The organism is Pseudonocardia halophobica (assembly GCF_027922425.1).
Classification (GTDB): domain Bacteria; phylum Actinomycetota; class Actinomycetes; order Mycobacteriales; family Pseudonocardiaceae; genus Pseudonocardia; species Pseudonocardia halophobica.
The window spans coordinates 51,335-69,145 of sequence record NZ_BSFQ01000041.1 but is presented as its reverse complement, the minus strand read 5'-3'; the positions used below and the strand labels follow the sequence as shown (position 1 = coordinate 69,145).

At 74.0% G+C, this 17,811-nt stretch carries 18 protein-coding genes; 7 read left to right on the top strand and 11 right to left on the bottom strand.

All coding sequences use genetic code 11. The features are described 5' to 3' along the window. Nucleotides 1-307: 307 nt before the first annotated feature. The 8 genes from PKE99_RS31365 to PKE99_RS31330 all read right to left on the bottom strand — a co-directional run bounded on the left by PKE99_RS31365 (nt 308) and on the right by PKE99_RS31330 (nt 9,407). Complete coding sequence (locus PKE99_RS31365; RefSeq protein WP_156068027.1) at nt 308-1,120, bottom strand: MOSC domain-containing protein; 813 nt, start codon at nt 1,118-1,120, stop codon at nt 308-310. 2 nt (nt 1,121-1,122) lie between these two features. After that, nucleotides 1,123-2,055, bottom strand: coding sequence for an ABC transporter substrate-binding protein (locus tag PKE99_RS31360; RefSeq protein WP_037051705.1), 933 nt, complete (start codon nt 2,053-2,055; stop codon nt 1,123-1,125). Further along, nucleotides 2,052-2,810: an ABC transporter permease gene (locus tag PKE99_RS31355; protein ID WP_063739863.1), complete on the bottom strand. Its 759-nt coding sequence runs from the start codon at nt 2,808-2,810 to the stop codon at nt 2,052-2,054. The genes PKE99_RS31360 and PKE99_RS31355 overlap by 4 nt, the downstream gene beginning before the upstream one ends. Beyond that, nucleotides 2,807-3,457 (bottom strand): ABC transporter permease, encoded by a 651-nt coding sequence (locus PKE99_RS31350; protein ID WP_037051706.1) that lies wholly within the window; start codon nt 3,455-3,457, stop codon nt 2,807-2,809. Before PKE99_RS31350 ends, PKE99_RS31355 begins: the two co-directional genes overlap by 4 nt. Then, complete coding sequence (locus PKE99_RS31345) at nt 3,457-4,527, bottom strand: ABC transporter ATP-binding protein (RefSeq protein ID WP_037051708.1); 1,071 nt, start codon at nt 4,525-4,527, stop codon at nt 3,457-3,459. Before PKE99_RS31345 ends, PKE99_RS31350 begins: the two co-directional genes overlap by 1 nt. Before the next feature lie 131 nt (nt 4,528-4,658). Beyond that, complete coding sequence (locus PKE99_RS31340) at nt 4,659-7,505, bottom strand: GGDEF domain-containing phosphodiesterase (protein WP_051738095.1); 2,847 nt, start codon at nt 7,503-7,505, stop codon at nt 4,659-4,661. Between the two features lie 192 nt (nt 7,506-7,697). Continuing rightward, on the bottom strand, nt 7,698-8,912 hold the full coding sequence (locus PKE99_RS31335) for an NAD(P)-dependent malic enzyme (RefSeq protein WP_037051710.1): 1,215 nt from the start codon (nt 8,910-8,912) through the stop codon (nt 7,698-7,700). Nucleotides 8,913-9,083: 171 nt separating this feature from the next. After that, entirely contained in the window at nt 9,084-9,407 is a 324-nt protein-coding gene (locus tag PKE99_RS31330) for a S26 family signal peptidase (protein ID WP_269323052.1), read from the bottom strand. A gap of 88 nt (nt 9,408-9,495) precedes the next feature. Between PKE99_RS31330 and sodN the strand changes: the two genes are divergently transcribed. From sodN to PKE99_RS31295, 7 genes are all read left to right on the top strand, one after another. Beyond that, on the top strand, nt 9,496-9,909 hold the full coding sequence (sodN, locus tag PKE99_RS31325) for a superoxide dismutase, Ni (RefSeq protein WP_037051713.1): 414 nt from the start codon (nt 9,496-9,498) through the stop codon (nt 9,907-9,909). 109 nt (nt 9,910-10,018) lie between these two features. Continuing rightward, nucleotides 10,019-10,690 (top strand): class I SAM-dependent DNA methyltransferase, encoded by a 672-nt coding sequence (locus PKE99_RS31320; RefSeq protein WP_037051715.1) that lies wholly within the window; start codon nt 10,019-10,021, stop codon nt 10,688-10,690. Nucleotides 10,691-10,866: 176 nt separating this feature from the next. Next, nucleotides 10,867-11,913, top strand: coding sequence for a helix-turn-helix domain-containing protein (locus PKE99_RS31315; RefSeq protein WP_051738097.1), 1,047 nt, complete (start codon nt 10,867-10,869; stop codon nt 11,911-11,913). A 58-nt stretch (nt 11,914-11,971) separates the two neighbouring features. Beyond that, nucleotides 11,972-12,871: an alpha/beta hydrolase gene (locus tag PKE99_RS31310; protein ID WP_037051717.1), complete on the top strand. Its 900-nt coding sequence runs from the start codon at nt 11,972-11,974 to the stop codon at nt 12,869-12,871. 38 nt (nt 12,872-12,909) lie between these two features. Further along, complete coding sequence (locus PKE99_RS31305; RefSeq protein ID WP_037051720.1) at nt 12,910-13,707, top strand: SDR family NAD(P)-dependent oxidoreductase; 798 nt, start codon at nt 12,910-12,912, stop codon at nt 13,705-13,707. A gap of 24 nt (nt 13,708-13,731) precedes the next feature. Beyond that, nucleotides 13,732-14,529 (top strand): SDR family NAD(P)-dependent oxidoreductase, encoded by a 798-nt coding sequence (locus tag PKE99_RS31300; RefSeq protein ID WP_037051722.1) that lies wholly within the window; start codon nt 13,732-13,734, stop codon nt 14,527-14,529. Nucleotides 14,530-14,679: 150 nt separating this feature from the next. After that, a complete protein-coding gene (locus PKE99_RS31295) occupies nt 14,680-14,853 on the top strand; it encodes a hypothetical protein (protein ID WP_156068028.1) in 174 nt (57 codons plus the stop codon). A gap of 39 nt (nt 14,854-14,892) precedes the next feature. Here PKE99_RS31295 and PKE99_RS31290 read toward each other — a convergent pair whose 3' ends face one another. From PKE99_RS31290 to PKE99_RS31280, 3 genes are all read right to left on the bottom strand, one after another. Continuing rightward, nucleotides 14,893-15,279 carry a group I truncated hemoglobin gene (locus PKE99_RS31290; protein WP_037051725.1) on the bottom strand — a complete coding sequence of 129 codons (387 nt, stop codon included), beginning with the start codon at nt 15,277-15,279 and terminating at the stop codon, nt 14,893-14,895. A 98-nt stretch (nt 15,280-15,377) separates the two neighbouring features. Beyond that, on the bottom strand, nt 15,378-15,956 hold the full coding sequence (locus PKE99_RS31285; RefSeq protein ID WP_037051727.1) for a helix-turn-helix domain-containing protein: 579 nt from the start codon (nt 15,954-15,956) through the stop codon (nt 15,378-15,380). 92 nt (nt 15,957-16,048) lie between these two features. Continuing rightward, nucleotides 16,049-17,713 (bottom strand): CocE/NonD family hydrolase, encoded by a 1,665-nt coding sequence (locus tag PKE99_RS31280; RefSeq protein ID WP_231498389.1) that lies wholly within the window; start codon nt 17,711-17,713, stop codon nt 16,049-16,051. Nucleotides 17,714-17,811 lie beyond the last annotated feature (98 nt).

Sequence of the window (17,811 nt, the reverse complement as noted above, 5' to 3'; positions counted from 1 at the left end):
GACTGCTCCCGCATCTGGTCCGGGTACTTCCTCGGCGCTGCCATAGCTCCGACCCTTCCGTGGGTTCAGAGCCTCCACCAGACCCGGGGCGGTTCACTCCGGTCGCACACCCGCCTCGGCCCGCGCACAACCCTCCCCGGCGGCTCCTCACACCCGTCGACGACCTGCGGGACGCACGAGCGGGTGTGCCGAGGGGGAGACGGGCGCACCGGCCGCCTGTCACGACGCACCCGAGCCGAAGCCCGCGACGCCGAGCCCCGCTGCACCGAGCTCCATCACATCGAGCCCGGCAGGCGGGGTAGCGGACTTACTCCCCCACCCTCACCTCGTCCCCCGCGCGAACCGTCCCACCCTGCACGACCTCGGCGTACACCCCTGCACAGGGCAGGAGGCCGAAGCCGGGGACCTCGACCCGGTGGTCGAGGAGGGGGCGGACCGCGTCGGGAGCGCGGCCGAGCGAGCCGTGCTCCAGGGTCGGGACCGAGCAGCGCGGGGTGGGCAGGGTGGCGCGCAGGCGCACCTCGCCGAGGGTGATCTCGGTGCCCGGCCAGTCGTTCTCCGCGAAGGGCGGATACCCCTCGGGGGTGTGGATGACGACGTTGGGTCGGTAGCGGATCGCCTCCGCCGCGCCGACGCCGATGGCGTCGAGCGTGGCGGTGGTGATCAGGTGCACCGGCGAGTGGTCGACGAAGGCGCCGCCCGGGGTGCCCTGCGCGATCTCGAGGATCGCGTAGTCCACCTCGGCGTCGACCCCCTCGGCGAGCACGTCGACCGGGTCCGGCCGCTCGACCTCGGCGCCCTCGGGACGCTTCCCCGACATCCGGACCCGCCGCCCGAGCAGCGCGGACAGCTCGTCGTCCGCCTCCGAGGCGTCGAGCGAACGTCCGTCCGGCAGGGTGACCCGCACGCCGCCCGACGCGGTGGCGGAGCGGCACTGCAGCAGCTGCCGCCAGCGCCGCGGGTGCTTGGCCGTGGCCACCCGGCCGGTCTCCTCGTCGAGGAGCGCGAACCGGCGGTCCCCGGCGACGCCGAGCGGGCCGACCGCGATCTCCGCGACCGGCTCGCCCAGCATCGACTTGACCGGGTAGCGGTACAGGGCGGCGACGGTGCCGGCCGTCATCGTCAGAGCCCCTGCTGCGCGAGCCAGTTCTTGGCGACCGTGCCGACGTCGGGCTTGTCCGCGCCGTTGAGGGTGCGGTTGAGCTCGATGAGGCCCTCGGTCGTCAGCTTGGCCTGGACGGCGTTGAGCGCCTGCTTGACCGTGTCGTTGGCCTTGCTCGAGTTGATCAGCGGCACGACGTTCTGGGCTGCGAAGTTGTTGTCCGGGTCGCCGAGCACCACGAACCCGCTGTCCTCGATGGTCGGGTCGGTGGTGAACAGGTCGGCCGCCTGGACGGTGCCGTCCTTGAGCGCGGCGACGGTCAGCGGGCCGCCGGTGTCGAGCGCCTTGAACTCCTTGAACTTCACGCCGTAGGTCTTCTCGATGCCGGGGATCCCGTCCGGCCGGGTCTGGAACTCGGACGGGCCGCCGAACGACGCCTGGCCGGCGATCGGGGCGAGGTCGCCGATGTTCTTCAGGTTGTTCTGCTGGGCGTACTCGCCGGTGACGACGACGGCGTCCTTGTTCTCGGCCGCCGCCTTGTCGAGCACCGTGAGCGGCGCCGGGACGGCCTTCTGCAGGGCCGCGTAGACGGCGTCGCCCTCGGTCTCGGTGGCGTTCTTGTTGATGTACTGCAGCAGCACGCCGGTGTAGTCCGGGATGAGGTCGATCGACCCGTCGGTGAGCGCCGGGAAGTAGACCTCGCGGCTGCCGATGTTGAAGTTCCGCTCGACCTTCACGCCCTTGGCCTCGAGGGACTGGGCGTAGATCTCGGCGAGCACCTGGTTCTCCGGGAAGTCCGCGGAACCGATGCGGATGGTGTCCGACGCGGCCGGGGCCTGGCTGTTGCCCGACGCCAGCGGGTCGTTCGAGCCCCCGCCGCCACCGCAGGCGGTCAGCCCGAGGACCAGGGCCGCACCGGCGGCGACGAGGGTGAGGGGACGGGCGAGTTTCACGGTTCTGCTCCTGCGGGCTCTCGGGTGGGGACGGGATCGGGGTGCGCGGAACCGGGGCCCGGCGCGGGGCGCCCGACGGTGGCGGTGGGCGAGCGGCGGCCGCCGCCGCGGAGCCCGGGCGAGACGACGGCGCGCTGCAGCAGCGCGAGCAGCCCCTCGACGACGAGCGCGAGGACGGCCACCAGGACCGCGCCTGCCGCCATCTGCGGGTACTCGCGGGTGCGCAGCCCGTCGATCAGGAAGCGGCCGAGGCCGCCGAAGCTCACGTACGCGGCGACGGCGGCGGTCGCGATGACCTGCAGCGCCGCGCTGCGGAACCCGCCGAGGATCAGCGGGAGCGCGTTGGGCAGCTCGACCTTGGTCAGCACCTGCCACTCGCGCATCCCCATGCCGCGCGCCGCGTCGACCGCGCCGGGGTCGACGTTGCGCACGCCGGAGTAGGCGCCGGCCAGCAGCGGCGGGACCGCGAGCACGGCGAGCGCGAGGGTGACCGGGAGCAGCCCGATCCCCATCAGCAGCACGAGCAGGGTCAGCAGGCCGAGCTCGGGCAGCGCGCGCAGCCCGTTGGCGGTGCCGACGATCAGGAAGCCGCCCTTGCGCGAGTGTCCGACGAGCGCCCCGATCGGCAGGGCCACCACGGCGCCGAGCGCCAGGGCGAGGATCGAGTACCAGAGGTGCTCGACGAGCCGGGCCGGGATGCCGGCGGGCCCGCTCCAGTGCGCCGGGTCGGCGAGCCAGGAGAAGAGGGCGTTCACGCGTTCGCCCCCGCCCGGGTCCAGGGCGTGCTGACCCGCCCGATCAGGACGAGCATCCCGTCGACGACCAGCGCCAGCAGCAGGATCAGCACGATGCCGGTGACGATCTCCAGCGGGAAGTTGCGCTGGTAGCCCTCGGTGAACAGCTGCCCCAGCCCGCCGACGCCGATCAGCGCGCCGACCGACACGAGGCTGATGTTCGACACCGCGGCGACCCGCAGCCCCGCGATCAGCACGGGCACCGCCAGCGGCAGCTCGACCGACACGAACCGCCGGCCCGGCCGGTACCCCATCGCGGTGGCCGCGGCGACGACCAGCGACGGGACGGCGCCGAGCGCGTCGGCCACCGAGCGGACCAGCAGGGCGACGGTGTAGATCGTGAGCGCGACGACGACGTTGAGCGGGTCGAGGATGCGGGTGCCGATGATCGCCGGCAGCACGATGAACAGCGCCAGCGACGGGATCGTGTAGAGCACGCTGGCCGCGGGCACGAGCACCGTGCGCAGCGCCCGGTTCCCGGCGGCGGCCCAGCCGATCGGGACGGCGAGCACCAGCCCGATCAGCACCGGGACCAGCGCGAGGACCACGTGCTCGCCGAGGAGCTCGCCGAGCATGCCGAGATTGCGTGGGATCCAGTCCCAGACCATCAGGCCGCCTCGTCCGCCCGGGAGGCGGCGAGCGCCCTCAGCACGTCGTCGGCGCTCAGCGCGCCCGCGACGCGACCGTCCCCGTCGACCGCGACCCCGCGGCCCGACGGCGAGGACAGCGCGGCGTCGAGCGCGCTGCGCAGCGAGCCCGACCCGACCTCGTAGAGCGACCCGCCCGGCAGGACGGCCGACTGCTCGACCGTCCCCTCGCCGCTCACCCAGCCGACCGGGCGACCGTCCGCGTCGGCGACGAGCGACCAGCCCTCGGGCGCGGAGTCGCCGACGCGCACGGTGGGCAGCTCGGTGAGCGGCAGCTCGTCGGACAGGAAGCCCAGCTTGCGGTAGCCGCGGTCGCGGCCGACGAACCCGTCGACGAACCCGTCCGCCGGGCGGTCGAGCAGGACACCCGGCTCGTCGTACTGCGCGAGGACGCCGCCGGTGCGGAACACCGCGACCTTGTCGCCGAGCTTCACGGCCTCGTCGATGTCGTGGGTGACGAACACGATCGTCTTGCCCAGCTCCCCCTGCAGCCGCAGCAGCTCCTCCTGCAGGCTCTCCCGCACCACCGGGTCGACCGCGCTGAACGGCTCGTCCATCAGCAGCACGGGCGGGTCCGCGGCCAGCGCGCGGGCCACGCCGACGCGCTGCTGCTGACCGCCGGACAGCTGGGCCGGGTAGCGGGCGGCCATCTCCGGCGCCAGGCCCACGACCTCCATCAGCTCGTCCGCCCGCGCCCGCGCCCTGCGCTTGTTCCAGCCGAGCAGCAGCGGGACGGTGGCGATGTTGTCCCGGATCGTCTTGTGCGGGAACAGCCCGGCCTGCTGGATCACGTAGCCGATACCGCGGCGCAGCTCCGCGGGGTCGCCGGCCATCACGTCCCGCCCGTCGACGGTGACCGTGCCCTCGGTCGGTGCGACCATCCTGTTGATCATCCGGAGCGACGTGGTCTTGCCACAGCCGGACGGCCCGACGAAGACGGTCACCTTCCCGGCCTCCACCGTCAGGTCCAGCCCGTCGACCGCGACGGTCCCGTCCGGGAACCGCTTCGTCACGCCGCGGAACTCGATCACGCGGGGTTTCCCCTCGTCCCGGCGCCCGCCTTCCGGCCGCCATGGTGCGACGAGGCTATCCGGAGGCACCGACAGGAGCGAGCCGGATGACCAAGTGTGACCGCCCCGCGACCCGTCCGGTCATTCGGCGCTCAGGCTCCCACGGACCGGGCGGGGGTCGGCAGCCTGCCGTCCGCGAGCACCCGGTGCAGGTCCTGCGGCGGCAGCGGCCGGGAGAACAGCCAGCCCTGGTAGGCGTCGACGCCGAGGCCGCGGAGCACGTGGAACTGCTCGGCCGTCTCGACCCCCTCGGCCACCGTGGTCCGGCCCATCGCGCGGGCCATGTCGACGACGGCCCGGGCGACCGCGAAGTCCGCCGGGTCGGACCCCACCCCGGTGACGAACGCCCGGTCCACCTTCACCGTCTGGGTGGGCAGCTCCTTGAGCCGGGCCAGCGAGGAGTAGCCGGTGCCGAAGTCGTCGACGGCGAACCGGACGCCGCGCGCGGTGAGCTCGGCCATGACGTCCCGCGCCGCCCGGGGCAGCGCGACCAGGCTGGTCTCCACGAGCTCGAGGATCAGCCGGTCCCAGGGCAGGCCGGAGGCGGAGACGATCCGGGTCACCTCGTCGAGGAACCCCGGCTCGCTGGGCAGCAGGCCGGCGAGGTTCACGGCCACCGCGGCGCGCCCGGGCCAGGTCGCGGCCTCGTTGACCGCGGTCCGCAGCACCCACAGGTCGAGGTCGCGCAGCATGCCGGCGCGCTCGGCGACCGGCAGGAAGTCGCCCGGCGGGATCATCCCGCGCTCCGGGTGCGGCCAGCGGACCAGCGCCTCCGCGGAGACCACCCAGCCGTCCGGCCCGACGACGGGCTGGTACTGCAGCGCCAGCCGGTCCTCGGTCAGCGCGGCGCGCAGCTCGCCCTCGATCTCGAGCTGCCGGTCGGCCGACCCCACGACGGTCGGCGACGCGGTGGCGACCCCGCCCCGGTCCGTGCGCTTGGCCTCGTGCATCGCGAGCTCGGCGAACCGGAGCAGGTCGCCGGCCTCGACGGGTCCGTCCGGCCGGGCGTCCGGCGTCGCGACGCCGACGGTGGCGGTGAGCTGCACCGGCCGCCCGTGCACGCTCAGCGTGCCGCCCATGAGCTCGGCGACGGTGCGCGCCAGGGCCTCGGGCCCGCCGGTCAGGTCGTGGTCGGCGCAGATCACGACGAACTCGTCCCCGGCCAGCCGGGCCGGCGTGCAGCCGACGGGCAGCTGCCGGCGCAGCCGGGTGGCCGTGGTGACCAGCAGCTCGTCGCCCGCCTCGTGGCCGAGGGAGGAGTTGACGCGGGCGAAGTCGTCGAGGTCGCCGCAGACCACGGCGACCCGGTGCCCGTCCGGCCCGGCGAGCAGGTCGGCGACGAGGTCGAGCGCGGCCGCGCGGTTCGGCAGCCGGGTCAGGAGATCGACGGCGGTGCCCGCCTCGCGCGACGGCGCCGCCGGGGCGATCTCGGTGGCCACGACCAGCCAGAACGGGTCCCCGTCGTCGGACGTCGAGGCGGTGACCGCGAGCGCGACGGTCACCCGGGTCCCGTCGCCCCGCAGCAGGGTGACGGCCGAGAGCCGGTAGCCGTGCCCGCCACCGGTGGGGATGCGGCGCAGCCAGCCGGGCAGCATCGCCGGCGCGGCGTCGGGCTGCGGCTCGGCGTCGGCGGTCAGGTCGAGCGCGGTGCGGCCGCGCAGCTCCGCCAGCGGCCGGCCGAGCAGCGCGCAGAAGGCCTCGTTGGCGTCGGCGAGCCGGCCGGCGGCGTCGAACAGGCCCACGCCGTCGGGCACCGTGGAGAGCAGGTCGGCGAAGCGCCGCGCGGAGTGGCGGCCGCCCTCGGCGAGCCGCTGCGCGGTCACGTCGCGCACCATCCCGGCCAGCCGGACGGGCAGGCCGTCGGGACCACGCTCCACGCCGGCCCGGCAGCTGAGCACCCGGTCGCCCGGCAGCCGCAGCTCGACGTGGTGGTCGGTCGGCCCCGAGCCGGTGCGCAGCGCCCGGCAGAGCGCGGCCACCTGCTCGCCCTCGACCGGCCCGTGCGGACCGTCCGGGACCACGCCGACGTCCCGGTACAGCTCCTCGAGCGAGGCGCTCCGCCGGAAGGTGGCCGTGGCCAGCTCGAACGTCCAGGTGCCGACACGGGCCAGCCGCTCCAGCTCGGCGGTCCAGCGCCGGTCGCCGCGGTCCCGCTCGCCCAGCTCGACGAGGACGACGGTGTGCAGGTCGCCCGGCAGGTCCCAGCGGACCGCGCGCACCCGGACCGTGGTGCCGTCCGCGCGCCGCAGGCGGGCGTCGGCGTCGGGCCCGTCGAGCAGCCGGTCCAGCCGCACGCCCAGCGGGTCCGCCGGCCGGCCCGCGAGCTGCAGGAAGGCGTCGTTGACCCGGAGGATCCGGTCCGCGCCGTCGCACACCACGGCGGGCGCTGCCGGCAGCGGCACGACGTCGATCCTCTCGCCGAACAGGGCCGACGGCGGCAGGGCCGCGGTGCCGAAGGCGACGTCCCGCAGGGCGGGCGGCACCGACGGCAAGCCGCCGGGGTCGGTCGTCCCCGGTTCGAGCGGGAGCGCGTGCGGGCCGCTGATCTGCTCAGGCGGGGCGACGAGCTGCACCGCGCCGGGATCGGTGCGCACCTCGGGCTCGCCCGGCTCCTCGCGCTCGGCCAGGGAGCGGCCGAGCGAGCCCGACGCCGGGCGGCGGGTCTGGCCCGGCACCTGGCCGCCGGACGGCGCGGAGATCGCCCGGGCGAGGCGGTCGGCGAAACGGGCCTGCTCGGGCCGCGGCGCGACGTTGTCCGCCCGCCGGCGGTCGAGCCGGCGCACCGGGCCGGGCAGGTCGGTGCCGCCCGGTCCGGGGTGCCGCCCGTCCGACGGGTCGACGCCGTACCCGTCCTCGACCGGGTCCGGGTCGGCCCCGTCGGGGACGCCCGACCGGGCAGGCTCGTCCGCCGCCTCGCCGCGCCCTCCGAAGCCGCTCACCCGCGCCCCCCACGTGCTCGCCGTGTGTTCCGGGGCCCGGGAGGCCCCGTCACGGAGCACAACGAGCGACTGCTCCACTCGATCCGGGGACACCGCTCGAACGGACTACTCCGACCCGAGTGAGTTACGGCACTTGCCTACACTCTCCGTGATCAGGTCGACCGAGCGGAGGAAGAACGCCAGGTAGGACCCCTATCGGCGATCACCCTCCGTGACACCGGCGGCCGGGTCGCGGCGGGCGGCCTCGGCCACGGCGGCCGCCACCTCGGGCGCGACCCGCGGGTCGAACGGGCTGGGCACGATCCGGTCGGCCGCGAGGTCGTCGGCGGCCACCGAGAAGATCGCGTTCGCGGCTGCCAGCTTCATGCCCTCGGTGATCCGGCGGGCGCCGGCGTCGAGCGCCCCGCGGAACACCCCGGGGAAGGCCAGCACGTTGTTGATCTGGTTCGGGAAGTCGCTGCGCCCGGTGGCGACGACCGCGGCGTACCGCGCGGCGATCTCCGGGTGGACCTCCGGGTCCGGGTTGGACAGCGCGAACACAAAGGAGTCCGGCGCCATCGTGGCCAGGACCTCCTCGGGCAGGGTGGCGCTGGAGAGCCCGACGAACACGTCGGCGCCGCGCAGCGCGTCGGCCAGGCCGCCGGTGACCCGGCGGGGGTTGGTCTCGGCCGCGAGCGTGCCCTTCTCCCCGCCGCGGGCGGTGTCGATGATCCCCCGGGAGTCGAGGACGACCACGTCGGACGCCCCGCCGGCCAGCAGGATGCGTGCGCACGCCACGCCCGCGGCGCCCGCGCCGGAGATCACGACCTTGAGGCTGCGCAGGTCCCGCGCGGTGGCGGCGCAGGCGCCCTGCAGCGCGGCGAGCAGCACGATCGCGGTGCCGTGCTGGTCGTCGTGCATGACCGGGCAGTCCAGGGCCTCGACGAGCTTGCGCTCCAGTTCGAAGCAGCGCGGCGCCGAGACGTCCTCGAGGTTGACCGCGCCGAAGCTCGGCCGCAGCCGGACGAGGGTCTCGACGATCTCGTCGACGTCCGTGGTGTCCAGGACCAGCGGGATCGAGTCGAGCTCGCCGAAGGTCTTGAACAGCGCGGACTTGCCCTCCATCACCGGCAGCGACGCGCGCGGGCCGATGTCGCCGAGGCCGAGGACGGCGGTGCCGTCGCTGACCACCGCGACCAGCCGGTCGGTCCAGGTGTAGCGACGGGCCAGCGCGGGCTCGGCAGCGATCGCGCGGCTCACCTCGGCCACACCCGGGGTGTAGGCGATGGCCAGGTCGCGGGCGTCGCGCAGCGGCGCGGACAGCCCGGTGGCCAGCTTGCCGCCCTCGTGCGAGGCGAAGATCTCCTCGCGGGTCGGGGCGGACGTGGACAGGTCCGAGGACAGGGTGCGCTCCGGGGAAACGGTCATGGCAGGACTCCGGTACGGGTGCGGTGGACGCTCGCGCGCGTCCCTACTCGCCGTGCACCGGGGGCAGGGTCTCGCCGGATCGGTGCCGGACGGCCCCCTCGCCGCGGCCCCGCGGGATGCGGCGGGGTGATGCGAGGGATCGGCTGTCGGGTACTGGCTGACGACCGTACCTCAGAGGCGCCGGGGCCGGGGCCACAACCGCCGCGTGACGACGGCCACGACCTCGGCCGGGCCGAGCGTGCGGGAGTCGGTGGAACCGAACGGGTTGTCGCCCTCCACCCACCACAGCGCGCCCTCGGGCCGCACCGCGCGCTTCACCGACAGCTGGTCGGGCCGCGCCGGCCAGCGCACCAGGACCACGTCACCCGGCCGGGCGGACCGGCCGAACCGGGCCAGCACGACGTCGTCGTCGGACAGGGCGGTGGACATGGAGGGACCGCGGACCGTCACCGCGCGCCACCCGCGGTGATGCCCTGTGACCCGTGTCCGGAACACCCGTCCCACCACACCTTCCGGCCTGCTGGCCCCCCGCCCCCGGGAGTAGGGTCGGGCACGCCAGAACGATCACCACCAGGGAGGACCCATGCGGCTGTCCCGCATTCTCCGCCCGCGGCTGGAGGCCACCGCGCACTGCGACCTCCCCTGCGGCGTGTACGACCCTGCCCAGGCGCGCATCGAGGCCGAGTCGGTCAAGGCCATCCAGGAGAAGTACCAGGGCAACGACGACCCGGTCTTCCGCGAGCGGGCCATCGAGATCAAGGAGCAGCGCTCCGACCTCGTGAAGCACCACCTCTGGGTGCTGTGGACGGACTACTTCAAGCCGCCGCACTTCGAGAAGTACCCGGAGCTGCACGAGCTGTTCAACAAGGCCACCAAGAAGGCCGGTGGCGGCCCCGGCGGCACCAAGTCCTCGGTCGACCCCAAGGACGGCCAGGAGCTGCTGGACTACATCGCCCAGATCGACAAGATCTTCTGGGAGACCAAGCAGGCTGCCTGAGCCTCGCGCTGGAAGCGGCGCTGGCCGGCGAGGATTCCTCGCGGTCAGCGTCGCTTCTCGTGTCGGGCGAGTCCCCACGGCCCCGGGCCCGGCTCCGTAGGCTGCGCCCGTGATCGAGTCGGCGTACCTCAGCGACACCCGCAGCGGCTACGACGCGATCGCACGGTCCTACGAGGAGACGTTCCGCTCCGAGCTCGCCGACAGCCCGCTCGACCGCGCCGTGCTCGCCGGCTTCGCCGGGCTCGTGACCGATCGGCACCCGGACGGCCGGCTGATCGAGGTCGGCAGCGGGCCCGGCCACGTGACCGCACACCTGCGCGAGCTGGGGCTGGCGATCCGCGGGATCGATCTCTCCGCCGCGATGGTCGACCTCGCCCGCCGCGCGTATCCGGACGTCACGTTCGACGTGGGCGACATGGGCGCGCTCGACGCGTCCGACGCGAGTCTGGCGGGCCTCGTCGCCTGGTACTCGATCATCCATGTGCCCCCGGCACACCTGCCCGCGGTGTTCGCCGAGTTCCACCGGGTGCTGGAGGACGGAGGCCACCTGCTGGTGGCCTTCCAGGTCGGGGACGACGTCCTGCACTTCGACGAGGCCTTCGGGCACCGGGTCTCGCTGGACTTCCACCGGCTCCGGCCCGACGCGGTCGCCGTCCTCCTCGACGAGGCCGGGTTCGACGTCGTCGCGACGCTCGTCCGGGCGCCCGCTCCCGCGAGCGCCGCCACGAAGATCCCGCAGGCGTCCCTCATCGCCTGCAAGCGCCCGGCCGCCGCCGGCTGAGCCGGACCTCGCCGAGCTGTCGCGGGCGTTCCAGGCCCTGGCGCAGCGGTTCTACGCGCGGGACGTGCGGGGTGGGCAGGGTCGACGGGTCGGGACCCGGTGGAGGACGTGGCCTTGCCGGAGCGCCTACCGTGGGTCGCCGGGGTTCGACGGCGCCGTCGGCCGAGGGGACGCGGATGGAACGCGACGAGGAGTTCTGGACCACGAGCGGTGAGGCCGACGCGGTCACGGACGAGTGGCGCGACATGCTCTCGGCCACGCACCTGCCGTGGGCGGTCTCGGTCCCGGTGGACGCGGATCCGCCCGGGTTCACCGCGTCGGCGCGGCGCTGGTGGATCGACGACCTCGCGCTGGTCGACTGCGAGTGCGGCCCGTGCTCCGGCACCCGGACCCGCCGCGAGCTGGCCCGGACCGACGGGGAGTTCGTCGTCGTCCTGATCACCCTGGCCGGGCAGGAGACGGTCGCCCAGAACGACGCCGAGGCCTGCCTGCAGCCCGGTGACGCGGTCGCCTGGGACAGCACCCGGCCGGCTCGGTTCGCCGTGTGGGAGCCGCTGGCCAAGCGCAGCCTGCTGATCCCGCGCGCGGCGCTGGAGGAGGTGTCCGGCCGGGCGCCGATGTCGGGCGGGGTGCGGCTCGACGGCGGCAAGCCGGCCACCCGGCTGCTCACGTCGTACCTGGACACGTTGCGTACGTCGTTGCCCGAGCTCGACCAGGGCGCGATCAGCGCCGCCCGCAACGCCACCCTGGAGCTGTTCATCGGGGCGCTGCGCTCCGGCAACGACGTCCCGGCGACCTCGATGGCCCAGCCGGCGCTGCGCGCGCAGATGGACCGCTACATCGAGCGGCACCTGCTCGACGCGGTGACCGCGCAGGACCTCGCCGCCGCGCACGGGGTGTCCGTGCGGACGGTCAACCGGATCTTCAACGCCACCGGGCAGACCGTGGGCGAGGTCATCCGCGTGCGCCGGCTGGCCCGGGCCCGCGAGGAGCTCACGGAGTCCGACCGCCCGATCTCCGCCATCGCGCACCGTTGGGGCTTCTCGGACACCAGCCACTTCAGCCGGTCGTTCAAGGCCCGGTACGGGGCCTCGCCGAGCGACTACCGCACCGCGGCGCACCTCGACCGTGCCGGTGGCGCGCCCGTGCAACGACCTGTCGCAGCAGTTCATCGCGCCGGCGCGGGCCGTCGGGAGACTGGGATCACAGCGGCCCAGGGCTGAGCCGGCGCCCCACGCGAGCGCCTCCGGGGCCGGTTCCACCCGACCCGGAGGAGTCCCGATGGCTCGACGTGACGTGGAGTTCGACGCCGAGGGCGTGACGCTGCGCGGCTGGTTCTACCCCGCGGAGGGGGCCGCCGGCCCCGCCCCGACGATCGTCCTCTCGCACGGCTTCTCGGCCGTGAAGGAGATGTACCTCGACCGGTACGCCGAGCTGTTCTCCGCGAACGGCCTCAACGCGCTGGTCTACGACAACCGCAACTTCGGCGACAGCGACGGCACCCCGCGCCAGGAGATCGACCCGTGGGCGCAGGTCCGCGACTACCGGCACGCCATCACCTACGCGACGACGCTGCCCGAGACCGACGCCGCCCGCATCGGCATCTGGGGGTCGAGCTACTCCGGCGGGAACGTCCTCGTGGTCGCCGCGATCGACCGCCGGGTCAAGGCCGTGGTCAGCCAGGTCCCGCTGGTCAGCGGCTACGACAACGTGCGCGCCCTGGTCCGCGCCGACTTCCTCGACGGGTTCCGCCAGCAGTTCGACCAGGACCGGCTCGCCCGCTTCCGCGGCGACCCGCCGGCCATGGTGCCGGTCGTGGCCGAGGACCCGCTGGCGCCGTCCGCGCTGCCGACCCCCGACTCCTGGCAGTGGTTCACCGAGACCGGCAAGACCCGGGCCCCGAACTGGTCGAACGAGGTCACGCTGCGCAGCGTGGAGATGTTCACCGAGTACAACCCGGTCGACTACATCTGGCAGATCAGCCCCACGCCGCTGCTGCTGCTCCCGGCGCAGAACGACGTCCTCACCCCCACCCACCTGGCGATCGCCGCGTACGAGAAGGCCCGCGAGCCCAAGCGCCTCGAGATCCTGCCGGGCGGCCACTTCGACGCCTACGTCGAGGGCTTCGAGGCCTCCAGCAACCCCGCCCTGGCCTGGTTCGTGCAGCACCTCGCGCCCTGATCGATCATCCGACCACGCCACGGAAGGACCTCCCGGACATGGGCAAACTGCAGGACAAGGTCGCCGTCGTCACCGGCTCCAGCTCCGGCAACGGGCGGGCGATCGCGCTCGCGCTGGCGGCGGAGGGCGCGTCGGTCGTCTGTTCCGACATCCGTCGCGAGGCCCGCGAGGGCGGCTACGAGGGCGACATCCACACCCCGACCGACGACGTCATCCGCGCCCGCGGCGGCAAGGCCGAGTACGTCGAGGCCGACGCGGCGGCCTACGCCGCCGTCGAGAACCTGGTGAACGCCGCGGTCAGCAGCTTCGGCCGGCTCGACGTCATGGTGAACAACGCCGGCATCTTCACCGGCCTGCACACCATCGTCGACGAGACCGAGGACGAGTACGACCGCACGATGGCGGTCAACGGCAAGAGCGTGTGGCTGGGCTGCAAGTTCGCCATCCGCCAGATGCTCACCCAGGAGCCGGTCGACGGCTCCCGCGGCCGCGTCGTGAACATCGCCTCGATCGGCGGTCTCGTCGGGCTCGCGGCCGAGCCGGCCTACTGCGCCGCCAAGGGCGCGGTGGTCAACCTGACCCGCCAGCTCGCCGTGGACTTCGCGCCGGAGCGGATCAACGTGAACGCGATCTGTCCCGGCTTCCTGGCCACCGCGATGGTCCGCCCGTTCCTGGACGACCCGGAGCTGAACGAGGTCCTCCACTCGAAGTCGCCCTGGCCCGAGCTGGGCACCGCCGAGGACGTCGCCAAGGCCGCGGTCTTCCTGTCCTGCGACGACTCCCGCTGGGCCACGGGATCGATGGTCACCATCGACGGCGGCTACACGGCGCCCTGATCCGTTCGGAGAGGAAGGCACGACATGGCTCGTCTGCAGGACAAGGTCGTCATCGTCACCGGCTCCGCGTCCGGGTTCGGCCGCGGCATCGCCGTCGCCTGTGCCCGGGAGGGCGCGAAGGTCGTGGTCTCGGACGTCCACGAGAAGCCCAACACCGGCGGGTTCGAGACCGACGGGAACCTCACCACGGTCGAGGCCGTCGAGAAGGCCGGCGGCCGGGCCGTCTACGTGGGTGCCGACGTCACGAAGTCGGACCAGGTCGCGAACCTCGTCGCCCGGACCGTCGAGACGTTCGGCCGGCTCGACGTCATGGTCAACAACGCCGGCGTCTACCGGAACGGGAAGCGCCTGCACGAGTTCAGCGAGGAGGACCTCGACGTCTGCTTCGACGTCAACGCCAAGGGCACCTTCTTCGGTGCGCAGGAGGCGATCAAGCAGTTCCTCGCGCAGGGCGACGGCGGCGTGATCATCAACCTCGTCTCCACCGCCGGCCTGCAGGGCCACCCCAACCAGTCGGTCTACAACATCTCCAAGGGGGCCCAGGCCAACCTGACCCGGTGCCTGGCGATCGAGTACGGCCAGGACAAGATCCGGGTCAACGGCATCTGCCCCACCTACGCGAAGACCTCGCTGACCCGCGAGCTGTTCGACGACAAGGACTTCGACCAGGTCTTCACCGAGTCCATCCCGCTCAAGCGGTGGGGCGAGGTCGAGGACATCGCGAACCTCGCGGTGTTCCTGGCCAGCGACGAGTCCAGCTACATCCACGGCGACCTGATCAAGGTCGACGGCGGGGAGACCCTCTGCCGCTACTCCGTCTGACCTGATCCGCTCCTCGCCGGCCGGTCGGTGCCGCTCCCCGTTCCCGGGACGCCACCGATCGGCCGGCACCCGCGGTCGACGGTCTGGTGCACCCGGACGAGGTGGACGAGACTGACGACGGCGGGGCCCTGCGAGTGGTCGGAGGTCGTCATGGCGCGCGAACCCGGCGAGCCGCCCCGCGACACCGTGCCGGAGCCCGATCCCCCACGGCCACCGCTGATCCGCCGGGCGTTCGGCGGCGGGTGGCGGGAGATCGGCGCGCTGCTGTTCGTGCTGGCCCTCGTCGCCGTCTCGGTGGCGATGTGCCGGTACGTCCCGGGGTGAGACGGGGCCGGGCTCGCTGCTGAACCCGGCCGGGCCGGGTCAGGAGGCGAGCGCGTTCTCCGGCGGGGCGATGTCCGCCTTGAGCGGGGCGAGGGTCTCGCCGATGGTGCCGATGGTCTCCGCCGGCACGCCGAGCTCGGTCAGCGTGGCCACGAGGTGGCCGACGACCAGGTCGAAGTGCGCCGGCTGGATGCGGAAGCGGGCGTGCGCCTCCTTCATCGGGCGCCCCGCGTAGAGCTCGGGGCCGCCGATCGCGGCCGCGATGAAGCTGCGCTGGTGGGCCTTGAGCCGCTTCATGTCGATGTCGGTGAAGTAGCCGACGAGCGCGGGGTCGCCCAGCACGCGCTCGTAGAACCGGTCGACGGCGGCGGCGACCGCGTCCGCGCCGCCGAGGGACTCGTAGATGGTGGTTCGGGAAGAAGTCACGTGCGGTGTTCTACGGACCAGCCGTTGCCTCCGAATGACGCATCGGAGAGCCGGCCGTCACCGACTCCTCACCGCGTGAGGGAGTCCGCTGTGAGGAGTCAACGGCCCGCGCGGGCGCGGACGTGGGCGCGCTCGCCCTGCGTCCCGAAGAGCGACAACAGCTCGACGGGCCGCTCGTCGGCGCTGCCGAACCAGTGCGGCACGTGCGTGTCGAACTCGGCGGCCTCACCCGGCTTCAGCACCAGGTCGCGGTCGCCGAGCACGAGCCGCAACCGGCCCTCCAGCACGTAGAGCCACTCGTAGCCCTCGTGCGTCCGCGGGTCCGGCTGCTCGTCCCGGCTCGGCGGACAGATCATCTTGAACGCCTGCAGGCCGCCCGCCCGGCGGGTCAGCGGCACGAAGGTGCGCCCTGAGCGGTGCACCGGCTTGAGGTGCACCCGCGGGTCGCCGGTCTGCGGCGCGCCGACCAGCTCGTCGAGCGGCACGCCGTACGCCCGGGCGAGCGGGAGCAGCAGCTCCAGGTTGGGCCGCCGCCCGCCGCTCTCCAGCCGGGACAGGGTGCTCTCGGAGATGCCGGTCTCGCCGGACAGCTCGGCCAGGGTCATCTGCCGGTGCGTGCGCAGCGCGCGCAGCCGGGGGCCGACCCCGGCGAGCACCGCCTCCAGCTCGTCGTCCATTCCACCAGCATGCCGGACCGGCACGAGAACGTGCCGGTCCGGCAGGGATGTGGCTCGTGAGTGGCAATAGTCGCCAGAGCGACTATTGCCACTCACAGGACGGGCAGGACGATCCGCGACGGGTGGGCGGCGTCGTGCAGCACCTCGACGGCGCCGGGCTTGCCGCGGGTCGCGACGCCGAACGGCTCGCCGGTGCCGACGTTGCGGGCGAACCGCGGGAAGGCGCCACCGGCGACCTGCACCCGCAGCCGGTGCCCGGCCCGGAACCGGTACGCCGTGGGGAACAGCTCGATCCCGACGGCGAGCACGCCGTCCTCCCCCGCCGTGACGTCCGGGGCGGGCACGGTCCGCGGGTCCAGCCGCCGGATGCCGTCGACGACGTTGCGGGAGACGCCGCGCTCGTCGACGTCGCAGACCCGGACGAAGACGTCCGCGTGGTCCAGCTCGGGCCGGACGTGCACGACCGCCGTGACCGGCCCGACCACGTCGAGATCGGCGGGCAGCGGGTCCCCGGTGAACACCAGCACGTCCGCCCGGGCCTCGACCGGGGACTGGTCGATCTGCTCGCCCGGCGGCTGCAGCAGCGGCCCGCCGATGCTCGGCGTGGGGTCCGCCGGGTCGTAGACGTAGGTGCTCACGCCCGTCCCCGGCTCCTCCCCCAGCCGGCCCGCGGCCTGCAGGTGGACCTCCCGGGCGGTCGCGGGCGGCGGCCACTCCTCGAACTCCAGCCACTGGTCGGCCTGCTGGAGGAACAGCCGCACCGGCGCGCCCTCGGGCTCGGGGCCGCCGCGCAGGTGGTGGTCCAGCCACGCGACGTCCGTCCGCAGGCTGGTCCGGACCTCCTCGAGGGCCCCGTGCAGCCAGGGCCCGACGACGATCCGCGCCGGCACCCCGGCCGCGCGCAGCGCCCGGTAGTCCCGCATCTGCTCCGCGACGAACAGGTCCCACCAGCCGGTGACCATGCTGACCGGGGGCATGTTCGCGAGGGAGCCCGGGCCCTCGCGGTCGAAGGCCGGCGACTCGCCGTAGGTGGCGTCCCAGTAGCCGTCGCCGGGCTCGGCGTGCTCCACGAAGTCCCGCCAGTAGGGCACGGGAGCCCCGGCGACCTCGACGTCCGCGGCCTGCAGCGGGACCCGGCGCAGGGCCTTGCCGAGCTTCGCCGCCCGGATCGGGTGCGGCAGCAGCGGGATCCCGCCGCGCTCCTGGGTCCCGATCATGGCGGTCCACGCGAGCGCGTTGAGCAGCGCCGGAGCGCCCTGCGCGTAGAAGGTGTCGGTCATGCGGGCGGCCGTGATGTGCGGGGACATCGCGGTGAGCGGCGGGTCGGCGTAGGGCGCGACGGCCCACTGCGTGTAGCCGAGGTAGCTGCCGCCGGTCGTCGCGATCCGGCCGTCGCACCAGGGCTGCTGGCGCAGCCACGCGACGGTCGCGAGGCCGTCCTCGCGCTCACTGGTGAAGGGCCGGAAGTGGCCGCCGGACCCGAAGGTGCCGCGCGTGCTCTGCAGCACGACCTGGAAGCCGCGGCGGGCCAGCGGGGCCGCGAACACGATGCCGGCCGAGCGCGGGTCGTACGGGACCCGGATCAGGACCACCGGGAGCGGGCCGTCGGTGCGGGAGGGCCGGTACCGGGTGCCGACGAGCACGGTGCCGTCGGGCATCGGCACGTGGACCCGGGTGCGGTCGTACGGGACGGGCGGGGAGGTCAGGCCGAGGGCGCGGTCGGCCAGGGACCCGGCCGCGCGCAGCAGGGGGTGCACGTCCCCGAGGTTAGACACGATCCGCCGACGGGCCGTTCGGCCCGGTGCGGCCCGCGGCGCGCCGGGTCTAGCGTGGATCTCCCGACGGACGCTCGACG

Coding starts and splice junctions, on each gene's coding strand:
- PKE99_RS31365 (WP_156068027.1), bottom strand. CDS start 1,120: ATGACGGCCGGCACCGTCGCCGCCCTGTACCGCTACCCGGTCAAGTCG.
- PKE99_RS31350 (WP_037051706.1), bottom strand. CDS start 3,457: ATGGTCTGGGACTGGATCCCACGCAATCTCGGCATGCTCGGCGAGCTC.
- PKE99_RS31335 (WP_037051710.1), bottom strand. CDS start 8,912: ATGACCGTTTCCCCGGAGCGCACCCTGTCCTCGGACCTGTCCACGTCC.
- sodN (WP_037051713.1), top strand. CDS start 9,496: ATGCGGCTGTCCCGCATTCTCCGCCCGCGGCTGGAGGCCACCGCGCAC.
- PKE99_RS31315 (WP_051738097.1), top strand. CDS start 10,867: ATGGAACGCGACGAGGAGTTCTGGACCACGAGCGGTGAGGCCGACGCG.
- PKE99_RS31310 (WP_037051717.1), top strand. CDS start 11,972: ATGGCTCGACGTGACGTGGAGTTCGACGCCGAGGGCGTGACGCTGCGC.
- PKE99_RS31305 (WP_037051720.1), top strand. CDS start 12,910: ATGGGCAAACTGCAGGACAAGGTCGCCGTCGTCACCGGCTCCAGCTCC.
- PKE99_RS31300 (WP_037051722.1), top strand. CDS start 13,732: ATGGCTCGTCTGCAGGACAAGGTCGTCATCGTCACCGGCTCCGCGTCC.
- PKE99_RS31295 (WP_156068028.1), top strand. CDS start 14,680: ATGGCGCGCGAACCCGGCGAGCCGCCCCGCGACACCGTGCCGGAGCCC.
- PKE99_RS31285 (WP_037051727.1), bottom strand. CDS start 15,956: ATGGACGACGAGCTGGAGGCGGTGCTCGCCGGGGTCGGCCCCCGGCTG.